Source organism: Puniceibacterium antarcticum, from assembly GCF_002760615.1.
GTDB classification, from domain to species: domain Bacteria; phylum Pseudomonadota; class Alphaproteobacteria; order Rhodobacterales; family Rhodobacteraceae; genus Puniceibacterium; species Puniceibacterium antarcticum.
The window spans coordinates 1-15,312 of record NZ_AWWI01000050.1 but is presented as its reverse complement, the minus strand read 5'-3'; the positions used below and the strand labels follow the sequence as shown (position 1 = coordinate 15,312).

Here is a 15,312-nt window from a genome sequence, read left to right as displayed (position 1 = left end):
CCTGCAGAGAATTCCTTTTGGGAATCCAGCAGGATAGCTGATGCGCATGAGCAGGCCCACACCCACGACCGACAAGACTTCAAACTGGCCCGCCTATAACGACGCCCTTGAGCCTCGGGGCTAATTGAGGATCTGGTTCGATCCCGAGATGTGCTGGGACGCTGCGCCCACTGGCAAGCGCGATCGCCAGCAGACCTTGAGCGATGCCGCCGTCCAGAAATGCCTGAAGATGAGAGTAATTTTCGGCATGGCATTGCGCCAAACGGCTGCCTTCGTTGATAGGCTGGTACGGAGGGCTTCGTCAACCATACCTTCTAAGAGCATGGATGCACGGTGTGAATCCTTCGCGGCAAGAGTTCTGCGACAACGCCCCTCAGCGCACAGCTTACCAAGCTGACGGCCCCAGAACTAAATGCCTCCATCGCGACGACACAAGATGGCAACGGGCTGAAGAACTCCAGCACCTGCGCTCGCCGCAGCTTCATACGCAAGATCGCTCGACCTGCACCGTCAGCTCTTAGAACCTGAAACAGACTCTTCGCCAGATCGAGACCCACCGTGAGAATCTGCGACATGACAGTCCTCCTTGGTGGATCGATTATGTCGGGGGCGGTCACATCATAAATTCCTGACCAGTCAAATGACAGCACGTGCCAAACGGGCTGCACGTCCTCAGGGCAGCAGTCAATCAGCCAACGCGGCGCAGAAAGGCCTTCGTGCGGTCGTCCTGCGGAAGATCCAACAGCTGCGCGGGCGGTCCCTGCTCAACAATATGCCCATCCGCCATGAAAATGATCCGGTCTGCGATCTCTCGCGCGAATTGCATTTCATGGGTGACAATCAGCATGGTCTGACGCTCTTCGGCCACACGGCGCATGAGATCAAGCACCTCTCCGACCCATTCTGGATCAAGCGCAGAGGTCGGCTCGTCAAACAGCATCAGCTCGGCATCCAAGGCCATCGCACGCCCTATTCCCACCCGCTGTTGCTGCCCTCCGGACAGCGCTGCCGGATAGACGTCGGCCTTATCGGCCAGTCCGGTTTCGCGCAGGATCGCATCTGCGCGGGCATTCGCCTCGGATCTTGAAAGGCTTTTCACGGTGATCAGCGCCTGGCTGATGTTTTCGCGCGCCGTCTTGTTGGCGAAGAGCGCGTAGTTCTGAAACACGAAGGATGTGCGTCGCCGAAGCGCCAGAATGTCGGCGCCGCTCGCAGTTTTTGCATCGATTCTCAGGTCACCCACCCGGATGGTGCCGCTGTCCGGACGGTCGAGGAAATTGAGACAGCGCAACAAGGTCGATTTGCCCGTGCCGGACGGACCGATCACGACGACCCGTTCGCCCGGAGCGATATCGATCGAGATATCCTTGAGAACGGTCGTGGTCCCAAAGACCTTGGTGAGGCCGGAAACGGAAATGCCGGATGAAGAAGTCATCGTGCATGCGCCTTGTTCAGATAGGTTTCGAGATGGCGTTGGGCAAAGGCAAGAACCTCGACCATGATCCAGTAAATCGCGGCGACGACCAGAAACGCCTCGAAATATAAAAAGCTGCCGGCGGCTTCTTTTTGCGTCGCGCCCATCAGTTCTGTAACGCCCAGTGTGAATGCCAGAGATGTTCCCTTGATCATGTCAATGAAGTAGTTGACCAGCGTGGGGGCGGCGACGCGGGCGGCCTGCGGCAGGATGATCTGGGACATCATCTGGACCTGCGTCATGCCAACCGCCTGCGACGCCTCCCACTGGCTGCGGTCCACGCCAAGGATGGCTGCACGGATGCTTTCCGCCATATAGGCGGAAAAATGCAGCGTCAGCCCCATGATCGTGGCGGTCACGCCATTGATGTTGGTCATGACCGACAGGACCTGCGGCAGGCCGTAGTAGAACAGGAACAGTTGCACCAGCAGCGGCGTGCCGCGAAAGAAGCTGATGAACAACCGTACGAAAATGTCGAGGAGCGGCACACGAAACACCCGCTCCACCGCCATGAGCGAGGCAAGGACCAGCGCGCAGACCATGCCAACCAGAGCCATGAACAGCGTCAGCGGAACGTATCCCAGCAAGACGGGCACCAGACCCCACATATATTCCAGATCAAGTGCCCGCATGTTGCTTACTCTACTACTGTGATGTCAGTTCCAAACCACTTTTCGGAAATCTCGCTCAGTGTTCCGTTTTCCTTCAGTGTGGTGATGGCGGTGTCGATCCGGTCGCGCAGGGCTTCGCCTGCATCGTCATTGCGGAAGGGCAGCGCGTTGCGGATTTCGCTGAACGGCTTGCCTGCCAGCGCCAAAGGCAGCGGACTTTCGGCGATCAGCTGCGCCGAGGACACGCGGTCCATGACAAAGGCATCGACACGACCCAGGGCCGTGTCCTGTGCGATGTTGCTTTCGTAGGTGCGGACGTTGATCTGATCGGCATTGGGCAGTTCGTTCAACAGCGTTTCAAAGTTGGACCCAAGGTTCACGGCAACGGTCTTGCCGCTCAGATCCTCTACTCCGGTGATCGTACCTTCATTGCCAGCCTTGACCACGACCTGCGCACCATCAAAGACATAGGGCTGTGAAAAGGCGAATTTCGCCTCACGCTCGGGCGTGATGGTGATCTGGTTTGCAATTGTGTCAATCCGCCCCGCTTCCAAGGCGCCGATCAGCCCGGAAAAGGACATGGTGACGAAATTCACGTCATCCCCAGTTTCGGCCGCAACGGCGTTGATGAAGTCTACTTCAAATCCCTGCAGCTTGTCGAATTTTACAAAGGTGAAGGGGAAGTAGCCGCCAGACATGCCAACGTTCAGTGTGTCCGCTCCTGCCGCGCTGAAGGTGGCTGCGAGGGCAAATGCCGCGATTGCGAGTGTTTTCTTCATGATACTCTCCATACGTTTGCAGGGCACTTAACATCGCTGAACAGAGCTTCAATGGGCAGCGCTGCGTCAGGTCTGCTGTGGTGAAACTCTTGGCGCCATTGGAATATTGTTCTGTCGAAGGGGTATTTCGCGGGACGAGTTCAATCAGGCCTCCTTCCGCCTTTTCTGGAAGGGGCGGAGGCAATCGTAAAATTCGCCGCAGCCCTGCAAGTCTCAATGGGGCTTGATTTCCCTTGACTGAACCAACGCCGGAGTTTGAACGCGATCTGCAAGACACTCTCCGCCTTGATCCGCATCAAGGCATGCTGGTCTCCCTCATGTCAGATTGAGTGAGGTTCATGCGGCAAGCCGCACAGTAACATCATCGACGATCAGAGGGGATTCGAATTGGAAAAATCTTCCGTCGACGGGAAAAACCCGCAAACGCATCCTGCGGCATCTGGCGACGCTTACAGCTTCGTGTCCTCCGCCCCGACCTTGGCCGCTTGGAGCGAACTCTTGACGCTAGGTAACAAGACCATGGCCGACGCTATCCAACAGGTGATGGAGGCACAAAAGGCCTTGTTCGCGTGCAGGACAGCGCAGGACGTGATGGTGCTGCAGTCGCAATTCATGCGGAACGCCATTGAGCAATACATGTCACAGGCCAAAAGATTGACCGAAAAGACGTCCGCCACAACGAAACAAACGCTGGGTGCTCAGGAAATCGGCCATAAGCGGAAATTTGACGACGTCCCTCTGTAAGCAAGCCGCTTACCTTATCCCTTGATGGACGGCTCACCGCCGTCAGAGCGGATTTGCGGACTGACAAGCACGACTGCGGGGCGTTCTGACCCGCCCCGCAGCGCGTCCTTATTCTGCAGGTGCCGTCGCGCGGCCAGGTTCGGGATGGTGATGATGTGCCTTCACCGGACGGAGCAGAAGATTGGCAAAGAATGCCGCCACCAGCAGCGCCGCCATGCAGTACATGGTGGTATTATAGAGGCTGGGCGTAGGGTCGACCGTGCCCTGTGGAGCGATTTCCATCAGACGAGAGATTGTCACGGTCTTGGCCGCCACCAACTGGTCGATCTGGGCAAGTGGTGCGCCGAATTTTTCGGCAAATGCCGCAGGGTCGACCCGCGACGCCAGATCAGAAATTGCCCGCCCCACCGACATCTCGCGCAGCGACGTGATTGCCAGCGGTCCAAGGACACCTGCCGTTGACCAAGCGGTCAGAAGGCGGCCGTGAATGCCCCCCACATGCATCGTGCCGAACATGTCGGCCAGATAGGCCGGGATCGTCGCGAATCCACCGCCATACATCGAGAAGATGATCATCGTCGCGACATAGAAGCCCACGAGGTAGAACATCGACGGGCTAGCTGCGCCTGCCGTGGCGAAATACGGGATCGAGAGATATAGCAGCGTCCCGAGCACAAAAAAGCAATGATAAGTGTTTTTACGCCCGATATAGTCCGACGTAGAGGCCCAGAAGAAACGCCCGACCATGTTGAACACAGAAATCATCAGAACATAGGTCGAAGCAAAGGCCGCAGTGACGATCAGCGGCATGGTTGTGCCGTAGATTTCGGACATCATCGTCCTGGCGACGCCGATCACGCCGATGCCTGCAGTCACGTTGAAGCACAGCATGACCCAGAGCTGCCAGAATTGCGGAGTCTTGAGCGCTTGATCGATGTTCACATTGTTGCGCGTGATCATTCCGTTCGATTCGGCCGCGGGCTTTGGCTGCCAGCCTTCTGGTTTCCAGCCTTCGGCGGGGACACGATAGCTGAAGGCGGCGATGAGCATGACGATGAAATAGACGATGCCCAGCGTCATGAAGGTGGACGCAGCCCCGGTATTGCCGGTGCCGACCACATAGACGCCCGCAGCGCCACCGCCGGGCAGGCTGGTAGCCTGTGCGGCAGAGGCCACCACGACCTCAATCCTGCCGGAAGCGGTTTGGGCAAATAGCCTGCCCGCCTCGGTCATCGTCGCAATAGCATCAGTTGCACCAAGGTATTCCGGAGCCTTGGCATAGATCGACAGCAACCAGACCTTGACCGGCGCCGCGATCATCGCGCCGCCTCCAAAACCCATGATGGCCATGCCCGTCGCCATGCCGCGCCGGTCCGGAAACCAGCGGATCAGTGTGGAAACCGGCGAGACATAGCCAAGCCCCAGACCGCAGCCGCCCAGTACGCCATACCCAAAGTAGATCAGCCAGAGCTCGTGGCCGGCGATCCCAAGCGATCCGATGACAAAGCCACCGCCCCAAAGAATTGCGGCGACGACGCCCACCATGCGGGGGCCAACCTTTTCAAGCCATTTTCCGGCAAATGCGGCGGACAGGCCCAGAAACACGATAGCGACGGAAAATATCCAGACGACCGAACTCAGGCTCCAGTCGTCTGCTGCGGGGGCCACAACACCCAGTTCGCGCGTCAGCGCCGGGTTGAACACCGACCACGCATAGACTGAACCGATACAGAGGTGGATGGCAATGGATGCCGGTGGCACGAGCCAGCGGTTGAAACCGGGTCTGGCGACGATGTTGTCCTTCATCAGGAAACTCAGCGCTCCACCGGAATGGGCGTTACTCATGGTTCACTCCTCCCTTTAACGTATTATCGTCCGGTCCCGGCGATACAGGTCTCCTCCCACGGCGCGACCAGCTTTCTGCACGTTTTGCGTGCTGTCACATCTCTCGTGGGGCACCTTGATTTGTCAATATTTTTATACAATATTATCAAAGTATTAACTGTAAATTCTGTCCACTACGAACTGTGCCTCAGCGGTAATTTGGGACATTCTGTCTGCTAGATGGGAAGGGAACCCCAATATCTGGGACATTCTGTCCATTTTAAATCGTTTTAACCTCGGGCAGGCTGACCGTGAACCGGCTGCCCTTGCCCTGTGTCGAGCGGGCCGTGATGCGCCCCCCCGCCCTGCTGATGAGAGTCTGGCTGATGGATAGTCCAAGGCCAGTGCCCCGCCCATGTTTTGTGGTAAAGAACGCGTCGAAGATGCGGCCCAGCGTTTCGGGCGAGATGCCGTCACCGGTATCTTCTACTTCAATCTCGACACTGTCTTCGCCGGGACGCACCAAAAGGGAAAGGATGCCGCCGTCCGGCATGGCCTGAACGGCATTGAGAATGAGATTAACGAGCACCTGTTGCAGTTCGGTCCGAGAGATCAGAACACAGGGTTCGGGGGCAAGATCGCAGCGCAGCTCGATGTCCTGCGCTTCAATGTGATGGCTGGTCAAGACGAGGCAGTCGCGCACCACTTGGGCCGGAAAGAGGATATTGGCGGCACCAGAATAGTCCTCTGGTCGCGCGAACTGTAGCAGCCGGGACACGATTGAACTGATCCGGTAGACCTGATCGTCGATCAGATCGAATTCGGTCCGCACATCCTCGGTTGCCGGCCCCAGAATCTCGCGCGCGACGTCCAGATTGCCTTGTATTACAGCGATCGGGTTGTTGATCTCATGCGCGACCCCGGCGGTGATCTCGCCCACGGCGGCAAGTTTTTCCGTGCTGATCAAGCGTTCTGTAGCTTGTTCCAGCTTCTGGTTGCTTTCCCGCAGATCGCGGGTACGTTCCTCTACCTTCTGGTTCAGCTGCTCTCCCCACTCGCGCAATTGGCGGTCGCGTTCCTGCACCTTGTCCAGCAGGTCGTCCAGATGCCCGGCGACCTGCGCGATCTCATTGTCATCCGCTTGTGGCGCGTTGCGCGCCTGCAAATCCCCTGCTTCGACCCGCAGCATGGTCTGGCTCATCCGCTCCAGCGGCAGAAAGATACGCCCGGCCCAACGCAGAAAGATAGGGACCGACAGCGCAGCAACCAGCAGGAACAACAGAGTGAGGGTCAGCACGGATCTGATCTTGGCCTGCTGGAACGGTGTTTCCAGAAAGCCGACATACAGCATGCCCACGGCATCGCCGCGACTGTCGGTGATCGGCTCATAGGCCGAAATATACCAGTCGTTGACAACAAAGGCGCGGTCGAGCCAAGTCTTGCCATCGTTCAACACCTGATTGCGCACCTCTGTCGAAACTCGAGTGCCAAGCGCCCGCACGTTCTCGAACAGGCGGACATTGGTTGAAACACGCAGATCCTCCAAAAACAGGGTTGCTGTGCCCTGACTGCCTTCGGGCAGGCTGTTGTCCTGATAGACCAGCGCGTTGATGGTATCGATGAAATCGAGGTTCCGGTTCAGCAGCAGCCCGCCCACAAGCGCGCCCGCGCGCCCGTCGGATAGGGTCACCGGGGCGGCGGAATGGATGATCAAGCCGCGATCCTCGATCTTGCTGCTTGTTGGAATGGCAGCGCGCGTTTCAACCAATGGGATCGCGGCGCGGGCGGCCAAACCGGGGTGAAGCGCGTCGAGCTCCGCGGGTTTCAGAATATCCACTGCACTTTGCCAGCGCCCGTCGATGGCTTTTTGCACCACCGGCCAGCCCGCTACATCAAAACCATCGGGTCCCTCGGTTCCATCCGTCAGGTACAGGAAATCAAGCTTCAGCGACTGCCGACGCTCTTCGATGAACGACTCTGGCGCAGCTGCCAGCGCGTCGCGCAGCGCGACCGATTTGGCCAGTGCATCCAGCCGTTCGCCTGAGTTTTCCAGCAGGCGCGCCAGATATTGATCCGCGATGGTCAGATCCCCGTTGACCTTGGTGATCAGGATCCCGTCGATCTTGCCTGACCAGCGCATCATCGTGCTGCCCAGCATCAGCGGAAGCAAAACCAGCATCGGCAGCAGCGCAATCACCAGAAGCCGCACCCTGACCGAGCGGAAGAAGCGCCGTACCGCCGTCACCCGTCACAATCCCCAAGCGGCGCATTTGCGGTCGATCGTCTTGCGCGAAATGCCCAGGCGCCGCGCCGCTTCGGAACGATTGCCTCGGACCGCCTCCAGCGCTCGCAGGATTTCGCGCCGCTCGACCTGATCAAGCGGTTCGATGCGCCCATTCACAATTTGCGGCGATGACATTGTATCAATGGGAAAGCGACCGAAGATGAGCGAGCGTTCGATGAAGTTGCGCAACTCGCGGATGTTGCCAGGCCAGTCGTGGCGCAGCATGGCCGCGCGCGTGACAGGGTCTATTTCCAACGCTGGCAAGCCCAGACGCCGGGAAATATCGTTCAGGAAAAGGTCCGCCAAAACGATAACATCTGTGTCGCGCTGACCCAGAGGCGGCATAGCAATTTCCAGAACGTTGATGCGAAACAACAGATCTTCGCGGAACCGCCCCTCTGCCACCTCCTGCGTCAGCGAGCTACTGGTCGCCAGCACAAATCGCAGATCAAGCTGGATATCGCGTTCGGTACCAACGGGACGGACCAGCCCATCCTCGATCACCCGCAGCAGCGCCGATTGTGCAGAAGGATCAAGTGCTGCGACCTCATCCAGAAAGACGGTGCCGCCGCGGGCCGACGGCAAAAGGCCCTCGCGCGATGACACCGCCCCCGGAAATGCGCCCACGACATGGCCGAACAATTCGATTTCGATCATTTCGGCCGGTATTGTTGCGCAGTTGATCGCGACAAAGGGCATGTCCGCCCGGCATGAGGACATATGGAGTTGTCTTGCGGCCACCTCCTTGCCCGATCCTGACGCACCGGTGATCAGTACAGGAGTCGCCACGTTTCTGACCCGGTCAAGTGTCTCGCGCACTGCCGAAATCGCGGCCGAACTGCCGATCAGCCTGTCACGCTGTTTGCGACCAATATCGCTTGTGTCGAGTTCGCGCCGCAGCAGCATGTTCTCGCGGCGCAGCTGCGTCATCTGGATACAGCGTCGCACCGCGTTCAGGATTTGGTTTGAGCGAAATGGTTTCAGCACGAAATCCGCCGCCCCCGCGCGCATGGCCTGAATGGCGGTATCAAGGTCGGCATAGGCGGTGATCATGATGGTATCGGTAAACCCGCCCCGGCTGCGCTGATCGGCCAGCCAGTCGATACCTTTCCTGTCGGGCATGATATTGTCGAGGATCATCACATCAAAGTGGCGTTGGGCGAGCAGCGCATTGGCGCTCTCCGCGTCCTTTGCCTCGGCTACCGACTTGCAATAGGGGCTAAGCGTCTTGACCATGAAATTGCGCATGCCCGGTTCGTCATCGACGACCAGAATGTTGGCCTCACTCAACCTTGCGGTCAGGTCGGCTTTGTCGACGTCACTGACTTCGCTCACCGGGTTGCGCCCATTTGCTCCACTCCGGTACAGAGTGACGCAGAATGCGCGCCGATGCCACCATCCGTTTTATTCGGCGGGCATCCGGACATGGGCGCAGGCGTCCAGGGCCAAAGGTGACAGACCCTGCCCGCCGGAAGCGACATGCTCTGAAAGCTGTATGCGCATACGAGGTTCCCAGAAGTCGTTGATATGATCGGCCACGTGTTCCGCTTGATCTGTGCCCGGCTGAGTCTTGAAATATGTGGCGATCTGGTTGGCCATCATGACCATCTTGTCAGGCTGCATTGAAGGCTCCGCTCTGGATACGTTCGGGATGGGAATAGACGTCGAAACCGCCGCCCCGGGCAAAGGCCGCCAGCGTCAGCCTCGCGCCGAGAGCGAGGCGCAGTGCGTGAGCCGTCGGGGCCGACACCGCGATCAATACGGGACATCCGGCGATCACGGTCTTCTGCACCATTTCCACCGACACCCGGCTGGTCAGAACGATGGCACCCTGTGCCGCATCCCGCCCGGACAGCGCCATCGCGCCGATCAACTTGTCCAGCGCATTGTGCCTCCCGACATCCTCGCGCGCCAGAACAATGCCGTGGCCCGGAAGCAGAAACCCCGCCGCGTGAACGGCATGGGTCTGGTCGTGAAGCGGCTGGTGATCGCGCAATGCATCGGTGGCTGTCGCGACCTCGGCCCGCGCAAATATCGCGCCAGTGGTGGTCAGGACCGGAAGCGGACGGATGGCCTGCTCAAGGCTGTCGATCCCACAGAGACCGCAGCCGACGGGGCCAAGCATGTTGCGTCGCCGTGCGTTCATCGCGGCGGCCCGCTCTGCACTGATCCAGAAGCGCGCCTCGATTCCTGCGGGATGCTGCACGATCTCGAACCCCTCTACCTGATCTGGGGCGTCGATGAACCCTTCGGTCAGCGCGAAACCAAAGGCGAAATCCCTCAGGTCATCGGGGGTTGCCATCATCACAGCGGCGGTGGTTCCGTTGAATACGATGGCAACCGGGGTTTCTTCAGGCAGGCTGCGCGTGACCTCGCGCATGCTGTCACGCTGAACGGACAGGCCCGCCATGCTGCGTATGGGCTGCGCCGCCATGTTTATTCCGCCGCCGGAAGGATACGGCGCGCCTGTACGGCCTGCGCATTATATTCCTCCTGCCAGTTGGTTGGGCCGTTCGACGGGCTGACCTGCACGGCTGTCACCTTGTATTCCGGGCAGTTGGTGGCCCAATCGGAAAAGTCGGTAGTGATGACATTCGCTTGCGTGTCGGGATGGTGGAAGGTCGTATAAACCACCCCAGGCGATACGCGATCAGTGATCTTTGCCCGCAGGGCGGTTTCGCCAGCACGAGAGGCCAACCGGATGAAATCGCCATCGTTCACGCCGCGCACCTCAGCGTCGTGCGGGTGGATTTCAAGCACGTCCTGATCGTGCCAAGCCACGTTGGCGGTGCGCCGGGTCTGCGCGCCAACATTGTACTGGGACAGAATGCGCCCAGTGGTCAGCAGCAGCGGGAAACGCGGCCCGGTCTTTTCGTCGGTGGCCACATATTCGGTGACGATGAACCGCCCCTTGCCGCGCATGAAGCCATCGACATGCATGAGCGGCGTGCCGTCCGGATGCTCCTCGTTGCAGGGCCACTGGACCGAGCCTTTTTCCTCAAGCACCTCGTAGGAGACACCGGCAAAGCTGGGCGTCGTCGCGGCGATCTCGTCCATGATCTGGGTCGGATGGGTGTAATGCCAGTTCGCGCCCATGGCGTTGGCCAAAAGCTGCGTCACCTCCCAGTCACCATAGCCGTTGCGCGGAGCCATCACCTTGCGCACCCGGTTTATGCGGCGTTCAGCGTTGGTGAATGTGCCGTCCTTTTCCAGAAATGTCGATCCGGGCAGGAAAACGTGCGCATAGTTCGCTGTCTCGTTAAGGAAGAGGTCATGTACTATTACGCATTCCATCGCTGCCAGCCCTGCCGCGACGTGATGGGTGTCGGGGTCGGATTGCAGGATATCTTCGCCCTGACAATAAAGGCCTTTGAACGTGCCCTCGACCGCCGCGTCCAGCATGTTGGGGATGCGCAGACCGGGTTCCGGGTCGATGGTGACCCCCCAAGCTTTTTCGAAGATCTCGCGGACCTCCGGGCCTTTGACATGTCGGTAGCCGGGCAGTTCGTGCGGGAACGACCCCATGTCGCAGGCCCCCTGCACGTTGTTCTGGCCGCGGAGTGGGTTCACACCCACACCCTTGCGACCGATGTTGCCGGTCAGCATGGCAAGGTTGGCGATGGCGATCACAGTGGTGGATCCTTGGCTGTGTTCCGTCACCCCGAGGCCGTAATAGATTGATCCCTTGCCACCGGTGGCGAACAGACGGGCCGCGGCGCGCAGATCCTGCGAGGGCACGCCCGTCAGCAGTTCGGTCGCTTCGGGGCTGTGACGCGGGTCGCTGATGAAATCGGCATAGTCCTGGAATTCATCCCAGTCGCACCGCTCGCGGATATAGGCCTCGTCCATCAACCCTTCGGTCACGATGACATGCGACAGGGCAGAGACGACGGCGACATTCGTGCCGGGCCGCAGTGGCAGATGATGCGAGGCCGCGATATGGGCAGATTTCACAAGGTCGATGCGGCGCGGGTCGATCACGATCAGCTTGGCGCCCTGACGCAGGCGCTTTTTCAGGCGGCTGGCAAAGACCGGGTGCCCGTCGGTCGGGTTGGCCCCGATCACGATCACCACGTCGGTATGTTCGACGGAATCGAAATCCTGCGTGCCCGCGCTGGTGCCAAAGGTCTGGCCCAGCCCGTAGCCGGTGGGCGAATGGCAGACCCGCGCGCAGGTGTCGGTGTTGTTATTCATGAACACGCCACGGGCGAGCTTTTGCACCAGATAGGTTTCTTCGTTGGTGCAGCGACTTGATGTGATCACCCCGATCGACCGGCGGCCGTATTTTTCCTGAAGTCTACGCATCCGGTCCGCGGCAAAGCGCAGCGCCTCGTCCCAGCTGACTTCTTGCCAAGGCTGATCGACGCTGTCGCGGATCATCGGGTTCAGGATGCGGTCGGAATGGGTGGCATAGCCATAGGCGAACCGGCCCTTGACGCAGGAATGGCCCCGGTTGGCCTTGCCATGTTTGTAGGGCACCATGCGGACCAGATCATCACCGTTGAGCTCTGCCTTGAAAGAGCAGCCCACACCGCAATAGGCGCAGGTGGTGATGACCGAGCGTTCCGGCGTACCAAGTTCGATGATGGATTTTTCCTGTAGCGTCGCTGTCGGGCAGGCCTGCACGCAGGCGCCGCAGCTGACACAATCCGACGCCATGGCATTGTCGGTCTTGGCGCCAAAGGACACGCGGCTGTCGAAACCGCGCCCCTCGATGGTCAGCGCAAAGGTGCCCTGCACCTCTTCGCAGGCCCGCACGCAGCGGGAACAGACAATGCATTTTGCCGGGTCATAGGTGAAGTAGGGGTTGGATTCGTCCTTCGGGATGTAGTTGGGATTTCCTAGATCCCCAACCGACGTACGGCTTCCGGCGCGCGCGCGGGCATCGCCCTGCGCCAGCGTTCCATTGCCCAAGGCATCATAGTGGTTCACCCCGGCCTGATAGCGCACGTCGCGCAGACCGACCATGCCGGCCATGTCCTGCAGTTCGCAGTCCCCATTGGCGGCACAGGTGAGGCAATCCAGCGGGTGATCAGATATGTAAAGCTCCATCACACCTTTGCGGATTTTCTTGACCTTGCTCGATTGGGTACGCACCTCCATGCCCTCGGCCACCGGAGTCGTGCAGGAGGCGGGCGTGCCGCGCCGTCCCTCAATCTCGACCACGCAAAGACGACAGGAACCGAACGCCTCAATGCTGTCGGTGGCGCATAGTTTCGGGATCTGCAGACCCGCCTCGGCCGCGGCGCGCATGACAGAAGTGCCTTCCGGCACCGTCACGGAAAAGCCGTCGATGGTCAGCGTTACAGGCTTGCCCACCTTGGCAGGTGTGCCCATGTCGCGATCATCCGGGATGATGAAATCTTTCATTCGGCGGCCTCCTTTTGGGTGGCGAAATCGTCCGGGAAATGGGTCAGCGCGGACATGACAGGAAACGGTGTGAACCCTCCAAGAGCGCAGAGCGATCCGTCCTTCATCGTCTCGCACAGGTCCGTCAGGATCGGGATTGCGTCGGCATCCCCGCGGCGGATCCGGTCTATCGTCTCGACCCCACGCACTGCACCGATGCGGCAGGGGGTGCATTTGCCGCAGGATTCAACGGCGCAGAACTCCATGGCAAACCGGGCCATCTTGAGCATGTCGGTGCTATCGTCAAAAACCACGATCCCCGCATGGCCGATCAGACCGCCGCGCTTGTCGAATTCCTCGTACCCAAAAGGCGTGTCAAATTTGGACTGCGGCATGTAGGCTCCAAGTGGTCCGCCCACCTGCACCGCCTTGACTGGACGACCCGAGGCAGTGCCACCCGCAACATCGTTCACCAGTTCGCCCAGTGGCATACCGAACGCCGTTTCGAACAGCCCGCCAAACTTTACGTTCCCTGCGATCTGAACCGGCATCGTGCCTCGAGACCGGCCGAGGCCAAAATCGGCATAGTGCTTGGCGCCACGCTCAAAGATCACTGGCACCGTGGCGAGGCTGATGACGTTGTTGACCACTGTCGGCTTGCCAAGAAAACCCTCCAAGGCAGGCAGTGGTGGTTTGGCCCGCACCACACCGCGCTTGCCTTCAAGCGAGTTCAGCAGCGATGTTTCCTCGCCGCAGACATAGGCCCCGGCGCCGACACGTATTTCCATATCAAAGGCCCGGCCCGAGTCGAGCACATCCTGCCCCAGCACCCCCGCTGCGCGCGCAATGTCCACGGCAGTATTCATCACCTTTATGGCATCGGGGTATTCCGAGCGCAGATAGACATAGCCCTTTGTCGCCCCCACGCCGATCCCGGCAATCAACATGCCCTCGATCAGGGTAAATGGGTCGCCTTCCATTATCATACGGTCGGCGAATGTGCCGCTGTCGCCCTCATCCGCGTTGCAGACGATGTATTTCTGGTCCGCCTTCGCGCCCAGAACCGTGTTCCACTTGATCCCCGTTGGGAAACCAGCCCCACCGCGACCGCGCAAGCCGCTCTCGGTCACCTCGCTCACTATCTCTTCAGCACTCATGGACAGCGCGCGGCGCAGACCGCACAGCCCACCATGCGCCTCGTAATCGCTTAGAGAGACAGGGTCGATCACACCGCAGCGGGCAAAGGTCAGCCGGGTCTGGCGAGCAAAGAAGGGGATGTCCTCGACCCTGCCAAGGCCCTCTAACGTACCATCTAGCAGGGCGGGCACATCGGCAACCGTTACCGGGCCAAAGGCCTGCCGCCCCGATCCACCATCAACTTCAACCAGCGGCTCAAGCCAGATCATTCCACGTGTTCCGTTGCGCACCAGCTCTATGGTCAGACCGCGGCGTGTCGCCTCAGCACGGATCTTCGCGGCAACCTCATCGGCACCCAGCGCCTTTGCAGCGCTGTCCATCGGAACATAGATCTTCATGCGCCTGCCTCCTTCATCAGCGCGGTCATGTGTGCGCGGTCGACGCGCCCAACCACCCGGTCATCGACCATTGCGGCGGGACCACAGGCGCAAAGACCAAGGCAATAGACAGGTTCGATCGTCACGGCGCCGTTCGGCGTCGTGCCATGCCACGCGATACCCAATTCGGCGAGAGTCGCGTCAGCGAGCGCATCCGCACCCACTGCCTGGCAGGCCTCGGCTCTGCAGATCCGCACGACGTGCCGACCCGCAGGCACCTCGCGGAAATCGTGGTAGAACGACATGACACCGTGCACTTCGGCCTTGGTGATGTTGAGTGCCTCAGCGAGGAGGGGGATGGCGCGGGCAGGCACATGCCCAAATGCAGATTGAAGCGCATGCAGAATTGGTAAAAGCGGGCCTTCGAGATTAAGGTGCCTTTCGATCAACTTGGCTATTTCAGCATCCGTGGTGGCTGGCGACGGGTTTTGCATGGCTGGCCTTCTGGTTCTATGGGCATAGAACTCATACTGTGCCAGATTATTCCGGATCAATTTCGGTTCCCCGTCAAGTGATTGATAATATCAATCAAGCCATGGGGCACACACTTTCTTTGTTCGCAAAGATGAAGCTGCAGTGCGTTACTGCACGAATGCTTCTTAGGTGTTTGGGGGGCTCTATTGATGGCGTGGATGCCCCTCCTGACGGCATCGCAATGTGCCATTGTGGTGAG

Annotated in this window: 13 protein-coding genes and 2 pseudogenes; 3 read left to right on the top strand and 12 right to left on the bottom strand. The window is 59.6% G+C overall.

From position 1 onward, the window contains the following. Positions 1–46: 46 nt before the first annotated feature. Positions 47–289: pseudogene (locus tag P775_RS06630) on the top strand (transposase); the annotation flags it as partial. 77 nt (positions 290–366) lie between these two features. On the opposite strand, the pseudogene P775_RS06625 reads toward P775_RS06630, so the two are convergent. The 4 genes and pseudogenes from P775_RS06625 to P775_RS06610 all read right to left on the bottom strand — a co-directional run. Then, a pseudogene (locus P775_RS06625) lies at positions 367–575 on the bottom strand (IS110 family transposase); the annotation flags it as partial. Positions 576–688: 113 nt separating this feature from the next. Then, a complete protein-coding gene (locus P775_RS06620) occupies positions 689–1,435 on the bottom strand; it encodes an amino acid ABC transporter ATP-binding protein (protein WP_099910242.1) in 747 nt (248 codons plus the stop codon). Next, positions 1,432–2,106 carry an amino acid ABC transporter permease gene (locus P775_RS06615; protein WP_099910241.1) on the bottom strand — a complete coding sequence of 225 codons (675 nt, stop codon included), beginning with the start codon at positions 2,104–2,106 and terminating at the stop codon, positions 1,432–1,434. Before P775_RS06615 ends, P775_RS06620 begins: the two co-directional genes overlap by 4 nt. Before the next feature lie 5 nt (positions 2,107–2,111). Beyond that, the gene (locus P775_RS06610) at positions 2,112–2,864 is read right to left on the bottom strand and encodes an amino acid ABC transporter substrate-binding protein (RefSeq protein WP_099910240.1); all 753 of its coding nucleotides are present in this window, start codon (positions 2,862–2,864) and stop codon (positions 2,112–2,114) included. A gap of 387 nt (positions 2,865–3,251) precedes the next feature. Here P775_RS06610 and P775_RS06605 point away from each other — a divergent pair, with 387 nt between their 5' ends. Further along, positions 3,252–3,608 (top strand): phasin family protein, encoded by a 357-nt coding sequence (locus P775_RS06605; protein ID WP_099910239.1) that lies wholly within the window; start codon positions 3,252–3,254, stop codon positions 3,606–3,608. Positions 3,609–3,716: 108 nt separating this feature from the next. Here the strand turns inward: P775_RS06605 and P775_RS06600 are convergent, their stop codons facing one another. From P775_RS06600 to P775_RS06565, 8 genes are all read right to left on the bottom strand, one after another. Further along, on the bottom strand, positions 3,717–5,453 hold the full coding sequence (locus tag P775_RS06600; protein ID WP_099910238.1) for an OFA family MFS transporter: 1,737 nt from the start codon (positions 5,451–5,453) through the stop codon (positions 3,717–3,719). Positions 5,454–5,712: 259 nt separating this feature from the next. Continuing rightward, a complete protein-coding gene (locus P775_RS06595; protein WP_099910282.1) occupies positions 5,713–7,611 on the bottom strand; it encodes a sensor histidine kinase in 1,899 nt (632 codons plus the stop codon). Between the two features lie 69 nt (positions 7,612–7,680). Then, on the bottom strand, positions 7,681–9,051 hold the full coding sequence (locus P775_RS06590) for a sigma-54-dependent transcriptional regulator (protein WP_099910237.1): 1,371 nt from the start codon (positions 9,049–9,051) through the stop codon (positions 7,681–7,683). A 69-nt stretch (positions 9,052–9,120) separates the two neighbouring features. After that, positions 9,121–9,339 (bottom strand): formate dehydrogenase subunit delta, encoded by a 219-nt coding sequence (locus P775_RS06585; protein WP_099910236.1) that lies wholly within the window; start codon positions 9,337–9,339, stop codon positions 9,121–9,123. Continuing rightward, positions 9,329–10,150, bottom strand: coding sequence for a formate dehydrogenase accessory sulfurtransferase FdhD (fdhD, locus tag P775_RS06580; protein ID WP_099910235.1), 822 nt, complete (start codon positions 10,148–10,150; stop codon positions 9,329–9,331). Before fdhD ends, P775_RS06585 begins: the two co-directional genes overlap by 11 nt. Before the next feature lie 2 nt (positions 10,151–10,152). Beyond that, positions 10,153–13,086: a formate dehydrogenase subunit alpha gene (fdhF, locus tag P775_RS06575; RefSeq protein WP_099910234.1), complete on the bottom strand. Its 2,934-nt coding sequence runs from the start codon at positions 13,084–13,086 to the stop codon at positions 10,153–10,155. Beyond that, positions 13,083–14,600, bottom strand: a complete 1,518-nt coding sequence (locus tag P775_RS06570; RefSeq protein ID WP_099910233.1) for a formate dehydrogenase beta subunit — start codon at positions 14,598–14,600, stop codon at positions 13,083–13,085. The genes fdhF and P775_RS06570 overlap by 4 nt, the downstream gene beginning before the upstream one ends. Continuing rightward, positions 14,597–15,073, bottom strand: coding sequence for a formate dehydrogenase subunit gamma (locus P775_RS06565; protein ID WP_099910232.1), 477 nt, complete (start codon positions 15,071–15,073; stop codon positions 14,597–14,599). Before P775_RS06565 ends, P775_RS06570 begins: the two co-directional genes overlap by 4 nt. Before the next feature lie 38 nt (positions 15,074–15,111). Here P775_RS06565 and P775_RS28470 point away from each other — a divergent pair. Next, the coding region (locus tag P775_RS28470) for a hypothetical protein (protein WP_218967642.1) at positions 15,112–15,312 on the top strand (201 nt) is incomplete at its 3' end.